Raw genomic sequence first — 20845 nt, 5'->3', positions numbered from 1 at the left:
CGGAGAACTGCTCAGGCGCCATGCAGCGCCGAGCGTCCTGTCATCCGAGACGCAGATACCTGAACCAGACAGGGCCCGATACCGCGAGCGTGGTCTCTGCGGTGCGGTGCAAAATACCCAAGCCCGGTTCATCGTCCTCATGAAAGCCGGCAAAGACCGTACGCCCTCCTACGGCGGGTATCAGCAACTCCACTTCGGCTGCAGTCGAGTTACTGGTATATCCCATGACCAATCTGACTTTTTGCCCTTCACGTGGGGAATGAGGTAGTTCCAGGTTTCCTGGCTTTCCATGCAAGTCTTCGCCGAGAGGCCAGCGTTTTCGGGCGCCATTGACGAAGAACTTTGGGCGTTCCAGCAGGGCGCCCAGTAGTGTGGCCAGCCTGTCCAGCACTGGCACCCTGAATGTGCAGTCTAATAAACGGATATCGCCATTCTGGCTGGCAGTGACCAAGTCTCGATCATCATGGGTATCAACGATCACGGTGCCATACGCTTGGAGCAGGACCGGCGCAATGGGAGGTCGAGTGCCCAAGCAGTCGATCCTTGAGACGCAACCGCCTGTCATCGTGTATTCGCCTGGCGCTTGAGGCTTGAAGGCAATCCCGTCTTCCTGACCAAAACCACGACAGTTTCTTATGGAGGCCAGCACTCGAAAGTTCGCGTTATTGCCCTGTGTAGCAATGGTCTCACCCACCATGTTTTCCAGGTCGAGTTTGAGTGCGAATAGGCTTTCTTTTGAGGGGAGCCTGTCATCGAGATTTACCTCCACATTCAGGCCGGAGCCATGGGCATTGTGGACGGTGAGTTCCTCGCATACTGCAATGGATGCGTCGGCGAATTGAATTTTACCGGGCCTGACCCAGAGCCGTTGCGGCACATTCAATTGAGATCGATAGTCAAGGCCATCGACAACGATCCTGCGCCAAAATCGATACTCGATTGGGGGCCCGGCGGGTTTTGCCGTGCCAGAGCTTTGTGAATGCAGAAAAAGCTCCAGATCGCCGACACCTTTATTGCTGATGATCGTGATGTTACGCATCAGGAGGTCGCCATCGCAGAACCCTCCCGTGTCACCTCTCCCTTTCACAAAACCGTCGCTGCGACTTGCCATATTACGGGCATGGAAGGTCACCGTATCGAGGTCTAAAGTGCCGAGCGCCGTCACAAGAATCCCGCTATGTCCGACCACCATATTGCGCAATCGCAACCATTCCATGAATGGCTGATGGAAATCCACACGGCTGAGCACGCCGTCCCGCAGGGTGACCCGTTGGCAAAGATTGTTACCGGTCGCGCCCCATCCTTCACCGTCGGCATGGGGCGTTATTTCAATGTCGTAGCAGGTATTGAGTTGGAAGTTGTAGGCATAGTTGAAACTTTCGTTCCGGATCGCCCACTGCATCTCAGTGCGAGCCCTCACCTGACAGCATTCAGCAAAATAAACATAGGTTGGGTTGCGTGGCGTATAGATATTTTCATCCTGGATGAAGCGCACATCCAGATCGAGCAAGCTGGTGCTGACACGTACGTATTCGTTTGATTCAGCATTGTTGCGAATGTCCAGCGTTAATCCCTTGACCGTGCGTCGTCGATCTTCCATTCGAAACACTTTCACCGAGGATACGTTAACGCCGGCCAGGGAGTACCTTAGCGGCGAGGACACAACGCCATCTTTGTAGACTCTGTTTAGCTCGATCCGTTTTTTTGTCTCCGAGCGGTAGGTGTAAAAATCCTGCTCGGTGTAGATGATGACGAAGCTGTCGCTGACTTCCGGACGGCCGAACCAGCCCGAGAATCGTGACGAGCCTACGTCGAGATCCTGAGAACTCATCAAGAGCCTGACGACGGCTGAATCTGGCCCGTAGGTCTCTGCGCTGTTTTTTCTGCCAAAGACAAAGCGCCCGGACCAAGCCGAACAGTCGAATACGGCGCCAGAAAAATCGCAATCGGTGGTGAGTTCAACGAGGCCGTTACCGAGGAGTTTGAACCGACCCCTTGCAACCAGCGTCGCTTGCGCCTCGTTGGCCGCCCTTGCTGCTTTCTGCAAAGCGGGCACGCTATCTTCGTTGCCCAAGGGGTCTGCGCCGAATGCCGCCAATGACATTCGCTCCGAGGCGTCGGCAAGTACGCGAAGTTTCAGGCCTCCGGCAGTCACCAGATGAGGTTCGGCCGTTTCTGCCATGACTTCATACTGGAAGCCTTGCGCTAGAAGCGTGTCTCCTACCGATATCGCCGAGTCATTCAGCTCGACATCTTCCAGCATTTCGGAGACCGAACTAAACAACGCGCCGATGCGTGCAGACAGGTAGCGCACGAGTTTGGCTTCGGTAATTGAGTTATCAGGTAATTCTTCAAGTTGAAAGTTCATGGTTCTATTTCCTACGTAATAAGTACCGAGGTACTACCTTAGGAATGAAATTGAATGCGGGGGTGCACCAGATTTTATGCAGTCAGTTTTCAGCAGGCGAGTTGAGTAAGTAACTGCCTATGTAGCCTGTGATATGTTCGAGTGATAACTGTCAGGTATGACAGAAGCGACAAGCGGTCAGTTGGATGTGGTTGCTGCGGGTGAAGTCAAGAACACCTGATTCAACCAATACTCCGCCCCAGCAACCACTCACTAAAAGCCCGCACCTCCACTTGCCGCTCCCGTCCCGGCACGCACACCACGGTATACCGCGCACCCGCCAAGCGAACCTCCGGGCGATAATCAACCAGCTCACCACGCGCAACAGCCTCAGCAACCAGCACGTTGCTGGCGAGCACCAGCCCGTGCCCGGCGATCGCTGCCTGCAGTGCATGCTGTTCCTCGTCATAACGCCGCAAGCGGGCGTTCTCCAGCCAACCCAGGGTGCCGGCCTTGGCGCACCATGCAGGCCAGTCGACTGCGATGTTTGCGCTGCTCAGCCACGGCACGTCGATCAGTTCGACGGGCGAGCCCGCCGCGGGTGGTTGCCAACCGGGTCGACAATAAACGCCAAAGTGTTCATCCAATAAAGGCTGTTCGAACAGCTGTGGGTCCGGCCTGAACAGGGCGCGGATCGCCAGGTCGATGCTGGCGTCTCGTCGCAGGTCCACCACGTCGTTGCTGCTGTGCAGCCTGACGTCGATCTGCGGGTGCAACCGATGAAAGTCCCCGAGCCGAGGTATCAGCCACAGGCTGGCGAACGCTGGCGTTGTGCTCACCACCAGGGACTGCGCGGCACACGTTGGCGACAGTATCTGTAGGCCTTGCTGGATATCGAGCAGGGCGCGGTGCATGTAAGGGTGAAGGCGCTCGCCGTCGGCGCTCAGGCGCACGTTTTGGCTGGAGCGATCGAACAGGCGCACGCCAAGGAAGGCTTCAAGGCTTTTGACTTGGTGGGAGATCGCCGCCGGGCTGACGTTCAGTTCCTGAGCCGCGGCCTTGAAGCTGCCCAGCCGTGCGGCGGACTCGAAGCCGCGCAAGGCGGTGAGGGGCAGTTTGGCGAACATGGGCGGGTAGGTTACTCAGGTTGAGCGTGGCTCAATTTAGCTCAATTGTGCGCGGGGGCTCAACTTGCCAGGCTGTGGTCTTCCAATCCGGCTCAGGAGCCCACCGATGCAAGGCACGCCCCGTAAAATCCTCCAGGCCATCCTCTACGAAGCCGGCGGTGTGTTGTTCGTGGCCCCGGCGCTCGCGCTGACCTACGAACAAGGGATGGGATATTCAACCCTGCTGTCGCTGGTGATTTCTGCCGTTGCGCTGGCCTGGAACATGCTTTTCAACGGCCTGTTCGAGTGGTGGGAACGTCGCCAGCGCAGCCGCCATCGCACCTGGCTGCGACGACTGCTCCATTCCCTGGGATTCGAAGGCGGCTTGACGTTGATCCTGACTCCGGTGATTGGCGCATGGTTGGGCATCAGCCTGTGGCTGGCGCTGGTGACCAACCTGGGGTTGTTCGTGTTTTTCTTTTTTTACGCGCTGGTTTTTCAATGGGTGTTCGATCGAGTGTTCGATGTTCCGCTTTCGGCGCAGTCCGCAGCCAATGCCATGACTGGGCAGGACTGATTTATTATCTTGGATGATTAACGCTAACCTGGAAAAGCCGGGGGCAAAGCAGAGCCCCCGAGGGGCTTGCATCAATCTATCCCTTTTTCTCAAGTACTCAGAACTGCGCGTTGGCCCCCGCTGTTTGGAGTATGGATTTGCAATATGAAACGATGACCCTCTCGGCTTCATTCAGCGGGCGTCCGCCTTTGGAAATGACACGTCCGTCGGGGAGTTGGGACCATGAGTCACTTTCGCCCAGATTCATGTTTCGTTTGGCATATTCGTTCAAGCGCTCCAGGCACATATAGGGGAGGTCGTTGGTTGTCAGGACGGCTGTAATGATTTTTTGAGTGGCATCAGCCGTTATCTGGGACGTACCGTTTGCCGGAGTTCCAATTGCCCCCGACGTTTTACCACTGACTGAATTGTTTTTGTTTTCATCGATGGCCTTTTTGAGCTCTGCTTCTTTTCCAGCTAATTCAGCTACCTTCGCGTTGGCTGCGTCAGAAGGTGTGTCGGTCATCACTTTTTTCGCTGTCGCCAGTTCACTCTGAACGGCCGTCAATTCTTGCCGCTGGGCCGCTAATCCCGCGACTGATGCGCTGCCGGAGGACGATAGGTATACAGCCGGGGCAATGGCTCCCTGGTTAAGTTCTTCCACGGCTGCCAATGCCACCGAGTAACGCTGGAGCCTTGCCAGGAAAAAATTATATTGTGCATCATCAAGGGTGTCGTTCATGCGCGCTTCGCAGAGTCGATAAAATTCATCTCTGAAGAGCTGAATGTTCTTTGACCTGACGCCAATGTAGGCTGCCGAAGTTTGTACCGCGGCCGCTAATTCCGCCTTGGCCCTGTCGCTCAGCGTGCCGGAGGCAGCGAGTTGGGCCGCATAGGCTTGCATTGCATCCGGGCTGGGTTCCGCACAAATGGTGTCGTTACCGCTTACGATCGCTCTCTGGTTAATGTCTATGAATACGGATTTTTGTCTCTCTTGGGCGGTTTGAGGTAGCTGGAAGTCATGAGTCCTGTAGATGCTGTTCCAATTTGCATTGCAAGCAGTTAAGAGTAATGCAGTTATTATCAATAGTATTGTTTTCATCTGCTGCTCCTTTGCATTGTTTTTTTTACGTCGCTCAGGCTCAGGGTAGTCGGGCTTTTGTAGGTTGCCATTATTTGCAAAGGTTTTAAGAGCGTATGAGTGCGAGTGTTTAAAATGCGGACAGATATGTATCGCTTACTTAACACCTGATTGGATTTGGGGACGGTGTCGGCTCGCAAGCCACCCCGAAGTTCCGAGTGTCATCGTACTGCCGAGTATCCCGCGACCTATGAGTCCATGGGCGCGATACTTTTTTTATTATTAAAAACCAAATTCCGACGACTCAGAAACAACAAGCCCGCACACTCATGACGAGGTGCGGGCTGTTGATTACCCGAGCCTGCAATCAGAGACGCATGCCTTTGAACGGGTTCCAGCCTTGCTCGCCTTTCACTTCTTTGAGGTAGTACGCGTAGTTGGCCATGAGTGCGTACATCATCGACAGGGCGATGCTCAGGCCCGTACTCAAAGGACGGGGAAACTCCATGCCGATGAGTGCGAAAATCACGCTCAATGCGATATTGATCGCCAGGAAAATACCCAGCAGGGCCAGGTTTTTCTTCCAGAGGCCCAGGACGAACAGGTAGATAGGGCCGAAGAAAAACGCAATCACGTTGGCGTTGATGAGGATTTTTTTCTTGACGCCAGGCAGCGTCTTGACGGCTTCCTTGTAGCGCGGGTCGTTTGGTGCACCGTAGGTGTCAAAGAAGTCGAAGCGTTCCTGCCATTTGGCGCTGTATTTGCCAGTGCTTTGTACTTGTTCAGTCGTGCTCATTTTCAAGGCTCCTGTTTTCCATAAATAGTTGTCTTTCTTCCAAGAAATCCTGTGCTCTGGTTTAGAGCATTGGTTGCTTTGGTTTTGTCGAAGATTCGAGCGAGTCGTCCGGGGCACTTATTTTGCCGCTTTATGACCGTTGATGTGGAACATTCCGCATTGGCAGCTTGAGCGGTCGCTTGGTCTGTGACGCGCTTCACTCTATTTTTTCAATGGCACCTACCTTTGCAAGGCCGTCAGGTAGTCAGTCGCCTTGCGGTACTTTTCAATCCGATCCAGGTCTTTCTGGCTTGGCTCGCTTATGCGGGATAAGTCGCTGTTTTCCGCAAGGTCTGCCAGCTTCACTCGGCGCGCGATCGGGTCGCGAGCAGCCCGCTCGATAAAGGCCTGGTAAGTCTCGCCTTCGCGTTTGGTGAGCGCGTCGATTGCGCCCAGGATTGCTTCGCTGAAGCCTTCATCGCGCAGGTCGGCGAGGGTTGTCGCGGTGTCTTCGACCACGTCGTGCAGCACCGCCACGATACGCTCTTCGTCATGGGCCAGGCGCAGCATGACCTTCAGAGGGTGCAAAACGTAAGGCGCGCCACCCTTATCCACTTGCCCTTCATGGGCCAGCGCGGCAATCGATATCGCTTTTTCAAGGGTGCTCATGGTATTCACCTATGACGTGGTGGCAATTTGAATGACGCCCGTTTTGAAGCGGGAAATGGGGCACGGTACGCGCTCGTCGCTGGCTTTACGACTAATAGGATTCGCCGGGTTGATGGGGATAGGTCCGCCGAGAAGTTCTCGCCATGAAGATTCAGCTTCATACTCCCAGCTTTTACACCGTGGATAACCAGAAGAGGCGATGTTTTGTCGAGCGATCAACCCCATTTGCATGAGCTAAAGCTGAAGCACATTTACGACGGTTTCAAGCAACTGATCCCCATCTCTCTTTTTGTCATCGTGTTCGGCGTTGCTTTCGGCCTGGCGGCTGCGCAAACGGGCTTGAGTGATACGTCAGCCGTGCTCATGAGCACCCTGGTTTTTGCCGGCGCTTCTCAATTTGCCGCGTTGGATCTGTGGGGGCAGCAAGTGCCGGTCGTTCCGCTGATGATCACCGTCTTCGCTATCAACGCCCGGCACTTGTTGATGGGCGCGACGCTTTACCCGTGGTTGCGGGAATTGCCCGTTGCCAAACGCTACGGTGTGATGCTGGTTGTCTCGGATGCCAACTGGGCCATGGCGATGCAGGCGTTCAGTCAGGGCAAGCCGGGGCTGGGGATTTTATTTGGCGGCGGCATTGCACTGTGGGTCACTTGGATCCTGGGGAGTTGGCTGGGGCTTCATTTTGGCAGCGCCATCGAGAACCCGGTCAGTTTCGGGCTCGATATGGTGATGGGCTGTTTCTTGTTGGCGATGGTCGTGGGCGGGAAAAAGAACCTGCGCATGCTCATCATCTGGACTGTGGCGGCCTGCTCATCGCTGTTGGCCTATTGGTATTTGCCGGCGAACAGTCATGTCGTCGTCGGTGCATTGGCGGGTGGGATCCTGGGTGCGGTGTGGATGGAGAAAAAACAATGAATATCGAAACCGCGGGTTACGGCACATTGATCATCTTATCGATCATGGCCGTGGTGACATTGGCGACTCGCTGGGGCGGTGTTTTCGTGATGTCGTTCGTGCCGATCAACTATCGGGTGCAGCAGTTCATCACGGCCATGTCTGGCTCGGTGTTGGTGGCAGTGTTGGCACCGATGGCGGTCAAAGGTGATGACGGCGCACGCTTGGCGTTGCTCACCACGGCAGTCGTCATGTTGATCCTGAAAAAACCGTTGCCGGCGATTGCGGTCGGCATACTTGCGGCGGCTTTAGCCAGGCAGTTCTGAACAGCCGAGTCGCCCGCACACAAGCGGGCGACGGAGCCCTAACAACACTCAGGTCAAAAACTCAGCGCAGATGCTTCTCCAAACGAGTGATCCTGTCCTCCCGTCATGAAGTGCAGCGACATCTCCTGCGGCGCCTCGATGGGTGGAATTTCAAAACTCCCCACCACCTGCCCCTGAAGCGCACTCAGCCGCATCGACTCTTCTTCCTTTAACTTTGCCATTCTCGCGTGGTTCGCTGCGATTTCGTTGAGAGTTGACACGGTACATCTCCGTTTGCTGACCAAGCATTGATTAATTTGCCGCCGCGTCAGAATTACGTCGTTCTTGGCTGCTGAGACAGGCCAGTGCAAACCCTGAGCCAGACAGGGCCGCTTGTTGGCCCCGCCATTGGACAGGTGACGAATGGCGGGGCAGACGTCCTCGACGCTGGCAACGTTTCAACCATGCCTCAACAATAAGTCACTGATAATACAAACCGACGCTCCGGCAGGGTCAGTCGGTATCGGTGCGGTAGACGCTTGCTCCGTGTGTTGAATGCCTGTTCACCAGGACCACTGCGGCGCCGATCAGAGCGGTGACAACCGCCAGCAGCAGAATCACCTCCTGCGTACCGGCAGGCGCGGCCAGCACCGCGACGAGCAGGCCCGCGAGCGGTTGCGACAGGTTGTTGAGCAGGGTGATGACGCCGACGGTCTTGCCGAAGTCCTGGGGCGGAATGACTTGCTGGCGCAGGGTGCGGAAGTAGACGTTGAACATTTTGTCGAAACCGACGATCAGCAAGAAGCCGACGACGTAGCCCCCTGTGTTCGGGCTGAGGGCGGTGACGAAGGCGCCGACGGTAATCAGTGTGTAGGAGAGGGCACCCAGCAGTTTCAAGGGCAAGCTCACCCGGGCCAGGATAAACAGGATGACGATGGTGACCAGCGCACCGGCCGCCTGCAACCCGGCGTAATCATCCTTGCCAGCGCTGTAGTGGCCGATGACCATGGCCGCCGATGTGGCGAGGGTGACGCCGATGATCAGGTTGACGCCCACCGCCAGGCTGATGATTTTTTTCAGTTCCGCCAGGTTGCGAATGTGGCCGAAGGCAACGCGCAACGGATTCAGCCAGAGGTCGTGAGGTTGCTCGAAGGTTTCCAGGGTGACCGAACTGGTGCGCTGCCAATACCCCATGGCCAGGTCCGCCAGCAGGAACAGCCCGGCAATCGCCAGCACCACCCAGTGCCATGCCCACACCTCAAGCAGCAGCGCAGCGATCAGCGGGCCCAGTACCAAGCCGGTCTGGTCGGCGATTTGCGAGTAGGACAGGGTCTTGGTGTAGGTGTAGTGCTTGAAGATGTACGGCATCACCACTTCGCGGGCCATGATGCCCTGGGTGGTCAATACGCCGCAGAGGGCCGAGAGCGCCACGATCCAATAGATGCCGCCGAAGATGCCATACAGCAGCACTGCCACGCCGCAGGCCACGGCGCGATAGACCTGGCTGATGTGCAGGATGCGAATCGGCGGAAACTTGTCGCACAGCGCGCCGCAGATCGGGAACGCCAGATAGCGTGGCAAGGACTCGACGAAGAAGGCCAGGCCTGCCCAGGCGACGCTGTTGGTGGTCTGGAAAACAATCAGCGGGACGATGAACAGCAAGATCTGGTCGGCCAACCGAGAGAGGAACATTGAGGTAAAAAAAGCCAGGTAATCCTTGCGCATGAAACTCCTTGATTGCTGTATTCGGGTGTAATCCAGTCGGCCAGCGGCGCGCAGCGTGATATGGAACTAATATCACCGTTAGTCTCTATATCTTTACAGGGGACATCCCTTTTTTGAGAGAACTGCCATGTTCAAATCGCGCTCGTTGATTGCCGCAGCAACCTGTTTCGCCCTGGCGGTGGGCCCTGGCATTGTTGTCGCGGACCCGGGCAACGGCAAGGGGAATGCTCAATTCGATCAAGGCCAGGGCCACGGGCAAGGAGGTAAAGGCGGGCAGGGCAACCAGGGCGGTCAAGGCAATCCCGGCAACAAGGGCAACCAGGGCGGCAAGGGAAACCAAGGCGGCGGCGATTGGCATAACGGCCCGAGCATTGACCGTGGCGGCATTCTGGGGGTGATTGGCGGCTATCGCGATTACTGGAGCCCCGGCCCGGCACTGCCGCCGGGCATCCAGAAAAACCTGGCCCGAGGCAAGCCGTTGCCCCCTGGCATCGCCAAGAAGCTTGATGGCCGGCTGCTGGGGCGGTTGCCGCACTATGACGGTTATGAATGGCAGCAGGTCGGCACGGACCTGATCCTGGTGGCGATCGCCAGCGGCATCATCTACGAAGTGCTCAATGGCGCGTTCGACTGACCCGGTGTTTCAACTGAACCTCCTGTGGGAGCGAGCTTGCTCGCGATGGCGTCGTTTCAGTCACTTCATCATTGGCTGAATTGACGCTATCGCGAGCAAGCTCGCTCCCACAGTTTCGGTATTCACCACAAATCCCTTGTGGGACAGGGTTTGTATCAGCTTTCAAGTTGTCGCAGGCGTTTGTACAGGGTGTTGCGGCTGACGCCCAAGCGTCGTGCCAGGTGTGAAATATTTCCGCCCACGGCCTGCAGTTGGCGGTTCAAGTCTTCGGTATCGTTGAGGTCCACCGTCAGCGGCTCCGGTGTTTCCACTGGCTCCATTTCCAGGTCGACAAAAAAGTCGTCGGGCAGGTGCTCCGGGCGGATCGGCTGTTCCTCGGCCATCGCCAGGGCCACTTGCAGCACGCTGCTGACCTGTCGCAGGTTGCCCGGCCAGGGATGGCGTTCGAACAAATCCAGGACCTCACGGCTCAGGCCGGCCCATTGGGTCGGTTCGCGGTGGTGTTCCCAGAGGCGTTTGAACAGCGCCTGCTTGTCGCTGCGTTCGCGCAGGGGCGGCAGTTCCAGGGTCAGGCCGCCGATGCGGTAGTACAAGTCCTCGCGAAACCGCCCCAGCTGCACCTGTTCGCGCAGCGAGCGGTTGGTGGCGGAGATGATACGGATGTCTACCGGGAACAACTCGGCGCTGCCCACCGGTTGCACGCAGCGCTCCTGCAAGACCCGCAACAGTCGGGCCTGGGTCGGCAGGGGCATGTCGCCGATTTCGTCGAGGAACAGCGTACCGCGGTCGGCCTTGCGGATCAGGCCGATGCTGCCTTTCTGGTTGGCGCCGGTGAACGCGCCTTTTTCATAACCGAACAGTTCCGATTCCACCAACTCGGCGGGGATCGCCGCGCAGTTGACGGCGATGAATGGCTGCTTGCAGCGCGAGCTGGCCTGGTGCAGGGCTTTGACGAACACTTCCTTGCCGACGCCGGTCTCGCCATGGATCAGCAGCGGAATGTCCTTCTCCAGCAAGCGCTCGGCCTGGCGCACGGCTTTTTCCACACGGTTGTCACCGAAGTGCAGGGTATTGAGGCTAATGGCGTTGCTGGCGGGGGCTGGCGCAGGTGTCGCCTCGGTGAAGACCCGGGCCCTGATCGACACTTGGCTCGGGCGCCTGAGCAAGCACTGGAATCGATTGCTGCCAGACGCTTGCAGGGCAAACGGCAGGCCGTCGGGTTGGTTCAGCAGCTCCAGCAGCGAAACCTTGAACAGGCTTTCAATGCTCACCCGTGACAGGCTCAGGCCCAACAGGTTGTCGGCCCGGCGGTTGGCGGAAAGCACCTGGCCGCTCTCATCGAAGATCAGCAGCCCGGCCCATTGGCTGTCGAGGTTGTTCAAGCCGGTGTTGAAGGTCAGCTGGAAGTGTTCACCGCGAAACAAGTTGAGGATCAGCCGGTTCTCCACGGTCTGGCTCATCATCTTGACCATGCCCAGGGTGTGGGACGGCGGCAGGTAGCTGTCGCTGGAGACGTCCAGTACGGCGATGACCTTGCGCTCGGCATCGAAGATCGGCGCGGCGGAACCGGTCATGAAGCGGTTGGCCTTGAGGAAGTGTTCATCGTGCTCGATGTGCACTGCCTGTTCGCAGGCCAGCGCGGTGCCGATGGCGTTGGTGCCGGTGCAGCGCTCCATCCAGCTTGCCCCGGCGCTGAAGCCATGGGCCAGTTTCGGCTCGATGAAGCGCTGGGTGCCCCAGGAGGTCAGCACTTGGCCCTGGTTGTCGGCCAGCATGATCAGGCAGTTGGAGTTGCTCAGGATGTTTTCGTAATACGGCAGGACTTCCTGATGGGTGGTCTGCACCAGTGAATGCTGGCTCTCCAGCAGTTGGGCGATGCCTTGGGCGGGCAACTGATCGAAGGCCGGCACGCTCTGGTGATTCAGGCCAAAGGCGCGGCAACGGGACCAGGAGGCCTGGATGATGGCCTCGTGGGACAAGGCAGGAGCAGGTGCGGCCATGGGGCACTCTCGCAGGTGCTGTTTTTTATTGTTGTGGCAAGTCTCGCACAGACTCCTTGTGCTGGGGCAGGCCTGAATAGCACGTAATAACACAGACCATTGTGGGAGCGAGCTTGCTCGCGATAGCGGTGTGTCAGTCACATCGATGCTGCTGATCCACCGCTATCGCGAGCAAGCTCGCTCCCACAAAGGGCATGGCCAGGCTAACCGAAAACGTTCATTCAGTGTTGTTCAAAATTGTTCATTGTCAACCCGAAGATTGTTCAGTTGTTCAGTCGTGGCTGTTCACTTGTGTTCATCTGCGAATGTGTTTCTCTCATGTTTTTTTAAAAAAATAAGCCAAGTCAATGGGTTGTGATTTCTGGCACGGCTTTCGCTTTGCAACTCGGGTCGCTTGACTCCAAATAATAAAAAGGCCGAGCCATGTCATTAAAGCTTGAGCACATCTGTCGCACCGTCGAAGGCCAGACCTGGATCGACGATGCCAATCTGAGTTTCGAACCCGGATCCTTCAACGTCCTGCTGGGCCGCACGCTGTCCGGCAAGACCAGCCTCATGCGCCTGATGGCCGGTCTGGACAAGCCCGACAGCGGCCGCATCCTGATGAACGGCGTCGACGTCACCCACCGCCCGGTGCGGCTGCGCAACGTGTCGATGGTTTACCAGCAGTTCATCAACTACCCGACCATGACCGTTTTCGAAAACATCGCCTCGCCGTTGCGCCAGGCTGGTGTGTCCGACGAAGTTATCCAGAACAAGGTGCTGGAAACCGCCAGGATGCTGCGGATCGAGAAGTTCCTGCAGCGCCATCCGCTGGAATTGTCCGGCGGCCAGCAGCAGCGCACGGCCATGGCCCGGGCACTGGTCAAGGACGCCGAACTGATCCTGTTCGACGAGCCACTGGTGAACCTGGACTACAAGCTGCGTGAAGAGCTGCGCCAGGAAATGCGCGAGCTGTTCCAGGCCCGCCACACCATCGCCGTCTACGCCACCACCGAGCCTAACGAAGCGCTGGCCCTGGGCGGCACCACCACGATCCTGCATGAGGGCCGGGTGATTCAAAGTGGCAAGTCGTCTTCTGTCTATCACCAGCCACAAACCGTGCTGGCCGCCGAGTTGTTTTCCGAACCGCCGATCAACCTCATGCCGGGTCGTATCGCCGGCAACGAAGTCAGCTTCGCCAATTTCGTGCACTTCCCGCTGAACGTCGACCTGCGCCCGGTGGGCGAGGGCGAGTTCCGTTTCGGCGTGCGCCCCAGCCATATTTCCCTGGTGCCGAGCAACGACGACGACCTCGAGCTGGCGGTGACCGTCGAAGTGGCCGAGATCAGCGGCTCGGAGACGTTCCTGCACGTGCGCAACGAACATTTCCTGCTGGTGCTGCACTTGCCAGGGGTGCATGAGTACGACGTGGACGCGCCGATTCGCATCTACATTCCGACCCATAAACTGTTTGTTTTCGACGCCCAGGGCAAGCTGGTCCAAGCCCCAGGGCAGCGTATCGCGAGGGTTGCCTGATGGCCGAAATTCGTTTGCAGAACCTCGCCCACAGCTACACCAGCACCCCGGCGGGCCCCGAGGATTACGCGATCCGCGAGATGAACCACATCTGGGAGCAGGGCGGCGCCTATGCGCTGCTCGGACCTTCGGGCTGCGGCAAGTCCACCTTGCTCAACATCATCTCCGGCTTGCTCAGCCCCTCCGAAGGGCAGGTGATGTTCGACAGCAAAGTCGTCAACGACCTGACCCCGGAACACCGCAACATCGCCCAGGTGTTCCAGTTCCCGGTGGTGTACGACACCATGACGGTGTTCGACAACCTGGCGTTCCCGCTGCGCAACCAGGGCATGGCCGAAGCGCGGATCCACACCAAGGTGCAGGAAATCGCCGAGGTCCTGGACCTGCAGAACCTGCTGGACAAAAAGGCCCGCAACCTCACCGCCGATGAGAAGCAGAAAGTCTCCATGGGCCGCGGGCTGGTGCGCGACGATGTGTCGGCGATCCTGTTCGACGAACCGCTGACGGTGATCGACCCGCACCTGAAATGGAAACTGCGGCGCAAGCTCAAGCAGATCCACGAGCAGTTCAACATCACCATGGTCTACGTCACCCACGACCAGTTGGAAGCCTCGACTTTCGCCGACAAGATCGCGGTGATGTATGGCGGCCAGATCGTGCAGTTCGGTACGCCCCGGGACTTGTTCGAGCGCCCGAGCCACACCTTTGTCGGCTACTTCATCGGCAGCCCGGGGATGAACCTGATCGAGGTCACGGCGCAGCCCGGCGGTGTCGGTTTCGCCTCGACCCACTTGCCGCTGTCGGAAACCTTGCAACGTCGTGTCGCCGAAGCCGAAGGCAAAAGCCTGAAGGTCGGTATCCGTCCCGAGTTCGTGCATGTCTGGGACGGCCCTTACGACGACGCGATGCAGGCTGACGTGGTGCACGTCGAAGACCTGGGCACCTACAAGATCCTGACCCTCAACCTCGATGGCGCGCCGCTGAAGGTCCGCCTGGCCGAAGACAAGCCGGTGCCGGAAGGCACGGCGTACATCAGTTTTCCGGCCCAATGGCTGATGGTCTATGCCGATGAATACCTGCTGGAACCGTTGAGCGAGGTGCAGCCATGAACAAGGTGCAGAACAACAAGGCCTGGTGGCTGGTATTGCCGGTGTTCCTGCTGGTGGCCTTCAGCGCCGTGATTCCGATGATGACCGTGGTCAACTATTCGGTGCAGGACATCTTCGACCAATCCAGCCGCTACTTCGTCGGCGCCGACTGGTACAAGCAGGTGCTGCTCGATCCGCGGCTGCACGATTCGCTGCTGCGCCAGTTCATCTACTCGGCGTGCGTGCTGCTGATTGAAATTCCCCTCGGCATCGCCATCGCCCTGACCATGCCGACCAAGGGCAAATGGTCGTCCCTGGTGCTGATCATCCTGGCGATTCCGCTGCTGATCCCGTGGAACGTGGTGGGCACCATCTGGCAGATTTTCGGTCGCGCCGACATCGGTTTGCTGGGCTCGACCCTCAACGGCCTGGGCATCAACTACAACTACGCGGCCAACACCATGGACGCCTGGGTCACCGTGCTGGTGATGGATGTCTGGCACTGGACTTCGTTGGTGGCGCTGCTGTGCTATTCGGGGTTGCGAGCGATTCCCGACGTGTACTACCAGGCCGCGCGGATCGACCGGGCGTCGAACTGGGCCGTGTTCCGTCACATCCAGTTGCCGAAGATGAAGAGTGTGCTGCTGATCGCCGTGATGCTGCGTTTCATGGACAGCTTCATGATCTACACCGAGCCGTTCGTACTCACCGGCGGCGGGCCGGGCAACGCCACCACGTTCCTCAGCCAGACCCTGACGCAAATGGCCATCGGCCAATTCGACCTGGGCCCGGCGGCGGCGTTTTCCCTGGTGTACTTCCTGATCATTCTGTTGGTGTCCTGGCTGTTCTACACCGCCATGACGCACTCCGACGCCAACCGTTGAGGCCCGCACAATGAGCAAGAAAAAGCTGATTCCGCTGTTGATCTACATCCTGTTCCTGCTGGTGCCCATCTACTGGCTGCTGAACATGTCGTTCAAGAGCAACACCGAGATCCTCGGCAGCCTGACCCTGTGGCCGCAGGATTTCACCTTCCACAACTACAAGGTGATCTTCACCGACCCGAGCTGGTACACCGGTTACTTGAACTCGCTGTACTACGTGAGCCTGAACACGGTGATTTCCCTGGGTGTCGCGTTGCCGGCCGCCTATGCGTTTTCCCGTTATCGGTTCCTGGGGGACAAGCACCTGTTCTTCTGGCTGCTGACCAACCGCATGGCCCCGCCGGCGGTGTTCCTGTTGCCGTTCTTCCAGCTGTATTCGTCCATTGGGTTGTTCGACACCCATATCGCCGTGGCCCTGGCCCATTGCCTGTTCAACGTGCCGTTGGCGGTGTGGATCCTTGAAGGGTTCATGTCCGGGGTGCCGAAAGAAATTGACGAGACCGCTTACATTGACGGCTACAGTTTCCCCAAGTTCTTCGTCAAGATCTTCATTCCGTTGATCGGCTCCGGCATCGGTGTCACGGCATTTTTCTGCTTCATGTTTTCCTGGGTCGAACTGTTGCTGGCGCGCACGCTCACCTCGGTGAATGCCAAGCCGATCGCGGCGGTCATGACCCGAACGGTGTCGGCGTCCGGTATCGACTGGGGAGTGCTGGCGGCGGCGGGGGTGTTGACCATCCTGCCGGGCATGCTGGTGATCTGGTTCGTTCGCAATCACGTGGCCAAGGGCTTTGCCCTGGGCCGGGTCTGAGGAGTCGATGATGGAATGGATGAACTGGACCGGCCCGACGGCGGCTTTTTTTGGAGTCATCGCCTTGCTGCTGGCAGGCATGACCACGTGGGAACTGCGTTCGCCGAGCATCCCTCGGCGTGGTTTCCTGCCGATTGCCACCACCCGTGGCGATCGGTTGTTTATCGGTCTTCTCGGTAGCGCCTACCTGCACTTGCTGGTGATCGGCGCCACCGACTGGAGCATCTGGATAGCGTTCGCGTTGTCTTGGGTGTGGCTGTTGGCAGTGATGCGGTGGGGCTAGTCGCGAAGGTTCGCCGATCAGGCTCTTAAACCCAAACAGGAGGTCTCTATGTTCAATAAAAACAATAAGCTGCGACATAGCGTTTCATTGGCAGCCATGCTGGCACTCAGCGGGCTGAGTGCTGCGGCCTGGGCCGACGCCTATGAAGACGCCGCTAAAAAATGGATCGGCAGTGAATTCAAGCCGTCGACCCTGACAGCCGAGCAGCAGCTCGAAGAACTCAAGTGGTTCATCAAGGCCGCCCAGCCGTTTCGCGGGATGAAAATCAACGTGGTGTCGGAAACCATCGCCACCCACGAGTATGAATCCAAGGTACTGGCCAAGGCCTTTACCGAAATCACAGGGATCCAGCTGACCCACGACCTGCTCCAAGAAGGCGACGTGGTGGAGAAGCTGCAGACCCAGATGCAATCGGACAAGAATATCTATGATGGCTGGGTCAACGACTCGGACTTGATCGGTACGCACTTCCGCTACGGCAAGACCGAATCGATCACCGACCTGATGGCCAACGAAGGCAAGGACTTCACCTCGCCGACCCTGGACCTCAAGGACTTCATCGGTATTTCCTTCACCACCGCGCCGGACGGCAAGGTCTATCAACTGCCCGACCAGCAATTCGCCAACCTGTACTGGTTCCGCGCCGACTGGTTCGAACGTGCGGACCTGAAGGCCAAGTTCAAGGAGAAATACGGCTACGAGTTGGGTGTGCCGGTGAACTGGTCGGCCTATGAAGACATCGCCAAGTTCTTCTCCGAAGACGTCAAGGAGATCGATGGCAAGCGCGTCTACGGGCACATGGACTACGGCAAGAAAGATCCGTCCCTGGGCTGGCGCTTCACCGATGCCTGGTTCTCCATGGCCGGTGGCGGCGACAAGGGCTTGCCCAATGGTTTGCCGGTGGACGAGTGGGGCATTCGCGTCGAAGACTGCCATCCGGTCGGTTCCAGTGTGACCCGTGGCGGCGACACCAACGGTCCCGCGGCCGTGTTCGCCACCACCAAGTACGTGGACTGGATGAAGAAGTACGCGCCACCGGAAGCGGCAGGCATGACCTTCTCCGAGTCCGGCCCGGTGCCGTCCCAAGGCAACATCGCCCAGCAGATCTTCTGGTACACCGCTTTCACGGCCGACATGACCAAGCCGGGCCTGCCGGTGATGAACGCCGATGGCACGCCGAAATGGCGCATGGCGCCTTCGCCACGCGGTCCGTATTGGGAAGAGGGCATGAAGCTGGGCTATCAGGACGTGGGTTCCTGGACGTTCATGAAGTCCACGCCTGAGAAGCAGAAACTCGCGGCCTGGCTCTATGCGCAGTTCGTGACGTCCAAGACCGTGTCGCTGAAGAAGACCATCGTTGGTCTGACGCCGATTCGTGAGTCGGACATCAACTCCCAGGCACTGACCGACCTGGCACCGAAACTCGGTGGCCTGGTGGAGTTCTACCGCAGCCCGGCCCGTGTGCAATGGACCCCGACCGGGACCAACGTGCCGGACTACCCACGCCTGGCGCAATTGTGGTGGAGCCACATCGCCGAAGCTGCCAGCGGCGAGAAAACGCCGCAGCAGGCCCTCGACGGGTTGGCCAAGGACCAGGATGCGATCATGACCCGCCTGGAACGCTCCAAGGCCCAAGCCACCTGCGCACCTAAGATGAACCCTGAGCGCGACGCGCAATACTGGTTCGACCAACCGGGCGCACCGAAGCCGAAACTGGCGAACGAGAAGCCTAAGGGCGAAACCGTGAGCTACACCGAGCTGCTGAAATCATGGGAGGCGGCACGCAAGTAAAGCCCCGTATGTGAAAACGAACGGCACCGAAAGGTGCCGTTTTTTTTCCTGGGCTCACCGCAACAGACAGACCCGCCGCCATCGCGAGCAAGCTCGGCTCCCACAGGGTTTGGTGGTGAACGTAGATATTGCGCACACCCAAAATCCATTGTTGGAGCTTGCTCCCACAGGGTTTGGTGGTGAACGTAGATATTGTGCACACCCAAAATCCATTGTTGGAGCTTGCTCCCACAGGGTTTGGTGGTGAACGTAGATATTGTGCACACCCAAAATCCATTGTTGGAGCTTGCTCCCACAGGATTCGGCGGTATCCATGAATGCTGCACACACCACAGTTCCCCTGTGGGAGCCGAGCTTGCTCGCGATGAGGCCGGCAAGCCATCCACATAAACCAGCAGGCAAAAAAAACCGGCGCAACCGAGGTCGCGCCGGTGGTGGTGCCAGTGGCTGCACGGATATTCGTGGGTCCGTGCCGCCACCGTTGAACCCTTGTCGGTTATGCCCGTTCCAGCGCCAGGGCCACGCCTTGGCCGCCGCCAATGCACAGGGTCGCGAGGCCTTTCTTGGCGTCGCGCTTGATCATTTCATGCAGCAGCGACACCAGGACCCGGCAACCCGACGCGCCGATGGGGTGGCCCAGGGCGATGGCGCCGCCATTGACGTTGACCTTGTCCATGTCCCATTTCAGCTCCCGGGCCACGGCCAGCGACTGGGCGGCGAAGGCTTCGTTGGCTTCGATCAGGTCCAACTGCTCCAGCGACCAGCCGGCCTTGTCCAGGCAGCGACGGGTGGCCGAGACCGGGCCAATGCCCATGATGGCCGGGTCGACGCCGGCATTGGCGTAGGCACTGATTTTCGCCAGTACTGGCAGGCCCAGGGCCTTGGCTTTCTCCGCGCTCATCAGGATCACGGCGGCGGCGCCATCGTTGAGCGAGGACGCATTCCCCGCGGTGACGCTGCCGTCCTTCTTGAAGGCAGGCTTGAGCTTGCCCAGGGATTCGGCGGTGGTACCGGCGCGCGGTTGTTCATCCGTGGCGAACGCCACCGGATCGCCTTTGCGCTGGGGAATCAGGATCGGCGTGATCTCATCGGCAAACCGACCGCCCTCGATGGCGGCGACGGCCTTCTGCTGGGAAGCGGCGGCGAAGGCGTCCTGCTCCTCGCGGCTGATGCCGTACTTGTCCACCAGGTTCTCGGCGGTGATGCCCATGTGGTAATCGTTGAAGGCATCCCACAAGCCGTCGGTGATCATGCTGTCGATCATCTTCGCATGGCCCATGCGCAGGCCGGTGCGGGCGGCCGGCAGGACGTAGGGGGCCAGGCTCATGTTTTCCATGCCGCCGGCAATGATCACTTCGGCATCGCCACAACGGATCGCCTGGGCGCCCAGGTGCAACGCCTTGAGGCCCGAACCGCAGACCTTGTTCAGGGTCAGCGCCGGCACCGCATGGGGCAGGCCGGCGAGGATCGATGCCTGGCGCGCCGGGTTTTGCCCGGAACCTGCGGTCAGCACCTGGCCGAGAATCACTTCATCGACCTGTTCGCCGGACAAACCGGTCTGTTCCAGCAGGCGACGAATCACCGCGGCACCGAGTTCCGGTGCGGGAATGGCAGCCAGCGAGCCCTGGAAGCTGCCGATGGCGGTACGGGTAGCGGCGACAATCACGACTTCTTGCATCGAATCTCTCCTCACTGGGCAGCGAACTGCATTTCAGGCACGTGGTCCGGCACGATCAACTTGCCGGCGGTCTTGGCGACGATTTCCTCGACGCTGACGCCTGGGGCGCGTTCTTTCAGGATGAAGGCGCCGTCCTGGATTTCCAGGTAGGCCAGGTCGGTCAGCACGCGCTTGATGCAGCCGGCGCCGGTCAGCGGCAGGCTGCAGCGCGGCAGCAGTTTCGACTCACCGTCCTTGGACGCATGGGTCATGGTGACGATGATGTTCTCGGCACCGGCCACCAGGTCCATCGCACCGCCCATGCCCTTGACCAGCTTGCCGGGGATCATCCACGAGGCAATGTTGCCTTCGACATCCACCTCGAATGCGCCGAGCACGGTCAGGTCGATGTGGCCGCCCCGGATCATGGCAAACGATTCGGCCGAGGAGAAGATCGAGGCGCCGATGCGCGCAGTGACCGTCTGTTTGCCGGCGTTGATCATGTCGGCATCGACTTCGGCTTCGGTGGGAAACGCGCCCATGCCGAGCAGGCCGTTTTCCGACTGCAGCATGACTTCCATGCCTTCGGGAATGTAGTTGGCAACCAGGGTCGGAATGCCGATGCCCAGGTTCACGTAGTAGCCGTCCTGCATTTCGCGGGCGACGCGTTGAGCCATTTGTTCGCGGGAAAGTGCCATGTTCTTATTCCTTCATTCGGGCC

The 20845-nt window shown here is 58.7% G+C and carries 20 protein-coding genes; 10 read left to right on the top strand and 10 right to left on the bottom strand.

Features of this window, described 5'->3' with window-relative positions; genetic code table 11:
• Positions 1-40 precede the first annotated feature (40 nt).
• Together ACZ5M5_RS20680 and ACZ5M5_RS20675 are read right to left on the bottom strand one after the other, a co-directional pair.
• Positions 41-2368 (bottom strand): hypothetical protein, encoded by a 2328-nt coding sequence (locus ACZ5M5_RS20680; protein WP_464737907.1) that lies wholly within the window; start codon positions 2366-2368, stop codon positions 41-43.
• A gap of 221 nt (positions 2369-2589) precedes the next feature.
• On the bottom strand, positions 2590-3474 hold the full coding sequence (locus ACZ5M5_RS20675; protein ID WP_464737906.1) for a LysR substrate-binding domain-containing protein: 885 nt from the start codon (positions 3472-3474) through the stop codon (positions 2590-2592).
• 106 nt (positions 3475-3580) lie between these two features.
• Between ACZ5M5_RS20675 and ACZ5M5_RS20670 the strand changes: the two genes are divergently transcribed.
• The gene (locus ACZ5M5_RS20670; RefSeq protein WP_060741461.1) at positions 3581-4030 is read left to right on the top strand and encodes a PACE efflux transporter; all 450 of its coding nucleotides are present in this window, start codon (positions 3581-3583) and stop codon (positions 4028-4030) included.
• A gap of 97 nt (positions 4031-4127) precedes the next feature.
• Here ACZ5M5_RS20670 and ACZ5M5_RS20665 read toward each other — a convergent pair whose 3' ends face one another.
• The 3 genes from ACZ5M5_RS20665 to ACZ5M5_RS20655 form a co-directional block, all read right to left on the bottom strand.
• The gene (locus tag ACZ5M5_RS20665; protein ID WP_103309582.1) at positions 4128-5111 is read right to left on the bottom strand and encodes a hypothetical protein; all 984 of its coding nucleotides are present in this window, start codon (positions 5109-5111) and stop codon (positions 4128-4130) included.
• A 346-nt stretch (positions 5112-5457) separates the two neighbouring features.
• Positions 5458-5886: a DUF2628 domain-containing protein gene (locus ACZ5M5_RS20660; protein ID WP_060741463.1), complete on the bottom strand. Its 429-nt coding sequence runs from the start codon at positions 5884-5886 to the stop codon at positions 5458-5460.
• A gap of 219 nt (positions 5887-6105) precedes the next feature.
• Positions 6106-6534, bottom strand: a complete 429-nt coding sequence (locus tag ACZ5M5_RS20655) for an HD domain-containing protein (RefSeq protein WP_103309584.1) — start codon at positions 6532-6534, stop codon at positions 6106-6108.
• Between the two features lie 204 nt (positions 6535-6738).
• On the opposite strand from ACZ5M5_RS20655, the gene ACZ5M5_RS20650 reads away from it, so the two are divergent.
• Both ACZ5M5_RS20650 and ACZ5M5_RS20645 read left to right on the top strand, forming a co-directional pair.
• Positions 6739-7449, top strand: coding sequence for an AzlC family ABC transporter permease (locus ACZ5M5_RS20650; protein ID WP_060741465.1), 711 nt, complete (start codon positions 6739-6741; stop codon positions 7447-7449).
• The gene (locus tag ACZ5M5_RS20645) at positions 7446-7754 is read left to right on the top strand and encodes an AzlD family protein (protein WP_103309586.1); all 309 of its coding nucleotides are present in this window, start codon (positions 7446-7448) and stop codon (positions 7752-7754) included. Before ACZ5M5_RS20650 ends, ACZ5M5_RS20645 begins: the two co-directional genes overlap by 4 nt.
• Positions 7755-7807: 53 nt before the next feature.
• On the opposite strand, the gene ACZ5M5_RS20640 is transcribed toward ACZ5M5_RS20645, so the two are convergent.
• Together ACZ5M5_RS20640 and ACZ5M5_RS20635 are read right to left on the bottom strand one after the other, a co-directional pair.
• Positions 7808-8014: a hypothetical protein gene (locus ACZ5M5_RS20640; protein ID WP_060741467.1), complete on the bottom strand. Its 207-nt coding sequence runs from the start codon at positions 8012-8014 to the stop codon at positions 7808-7810.
• A gap of 232 nt (positions 8015-8246) precedes the next feature.
• Positions 8247-9458, bottom strand: a complete 1212-nt coding sequence (locus ACZ5M5_RS20635) for an MFS transporter (protein ID WP_103309587.1) — start codon at positions 9456-9458, stop codon at positions 8247-8249.
• Positions 9459-9585: 127 nt separating this feature from the next.
• On the opposite strand from ACZ5M5_RS20635, the gene ACZ5M5_RS20630 reads away from it, so the two are divergent.
• Entirely contained in the window at positions 9586-10092 is a 507-nt protein-coding gene (locus ACZ5M5_RS20630) for an anti-virulence regulator CigR family protein (protein WP_464737905.1), read from the top strand.
• A 155-nt stretch (positions 10093-10247) separates the two neighbouring features.
• Here ACZ5M5_RS20630 and ACZ5M5_RS20625 read toward each other — a convergent pair whose 3' ends face one another.
• Entirely contained in the window at positions 10248-12092 is a 1845-nt protein-coding gene (locus tag ACZ5M5_RS20625; RefSeq protein WP_060741470.1) for a sigma-54-dependent Fis family transcriptional regulator, read from the bottom strand.
• Positions 12093-12515: 423 nt separating this feature from the next.
• On the opposite strand from ACZ5M5_RS20625, the gene ACZ5M5_RS20620 reads away from it, so the two are divergent.
• From ACZ5M5_RS20620 to ACZ5M5_RS20595, 6 genes are read left to right on the top strand one after another with little or no spacing between them, the layout of a single operon-like run.
• Positions 12516-13610 (top strand): ABC transporter ATP-binding protein, encoded by a 1095-nt coding sequence (locus ACZ5M5_RS20620; RefSeq protein WP_192260891.1) that lies wholly within the window; start codon positions 12516-12518, stop codon positions 13608-13610.
• Positions 13610-14719: an ABC transporter ATP-binding protein gene (locus tag ACZ5M5_RS20615; protein ID WP_060741472.1), complete on the top strand. Its 1110-nt coding sequence runs from the start codon at positions 13610-13612 to the stop codon at positions 14717-14719. The genes ACZ5M5_RS20620 and ACZ5M5_RS20615 overlap by 1 nt, the downstream gene beginning before the upstream one ends.
• Positions 14716-15582 carry a carbohydrate ABC transporter permease gene (locus tag ACZ5M5_RS20610; protein ID WP_030142069.1) on the top strand — a complete coding sequence of 289 codons (867 nt, stop codon included), beginning with the start codon at positions 14716-14718 and terminating at the stop codon, positions 15580-15582. The genes ACZ5M5_RS20615 and ACZ5M5_RS20610 overlap by 4 nt, the downstream gene beginning before the upstream one ends.
• 10 nt (positions 15583-15592) lie before the next feature.
• On the top strand, positions 15593-16393 hold the full coding sequence (locus ACZ5M5_RS20605) for a carbohydrate ABC transporter permease (RefSeq protein WP_060741473.1): 801 nt from the start codon (positions 15593-15595) through the stop codon (positions 16391-16393).
• A gap of 10 nt (positions 16394-16403) precedes the next feature.
• Positions 16404-16676: a DUF2160 domain-containing protein gene (locus ACZ5M5_RS20600; protein ID WP_053123382.1), complete on the top strand. Its 273-nt coding sequence runs from the start codon at positions 16404-16406 to the stop codon at positions 16674-16676.
• Between the two features lie 48 nt (positions 16677-16724).
• Entirely contained in the window at positions 16725-18467 is a 1743-nt protein-coding gene (locus tag ACZ5M5_RS20595; protein WP_103309592.1) for an ABC transporter substrate-binding protein, read from the top strand.
• 496 nt (positions 18468-18963) lie between these two features.
• Here ACZ5M5_RS20595 and ACZ5M5_RS20590 read toward each other — a convergent pair whose 3' ends face one another.
• Positions 18964-20145: an acetyl-CoA C-acetyltransferase gene (locus ACZ5M5_RS20590; protein WP_060741475.1), complete on the bottom strand. Its 1182-nt coding sequence runs from the start codon at positions 20143-20145 to the stop codon at positions 18964-18966.
• A gap of 11 nt (positions 20146-20156) precedes the next feature.
• Positions 20157-20822, bottom strand: coding sequence for a CoA transferase subunit B (locus tag ACZ5M5_RS20585; protein ID WP_003180355.1), 666 nt, complete (start codon positions 20820-20822; stop codon positions 20157-20159).
• Positions 20823-20845: the final 23 nt, after the last annotated feature.

The sequence above is a fragment of the Pseudomonas sp. Van50 genome (assembly GCF_055390755.1).
Note: the sequence above shows the minus strand (reverse complement) of the source record. Positions and strands in the feature narration are given on the sequence as shown.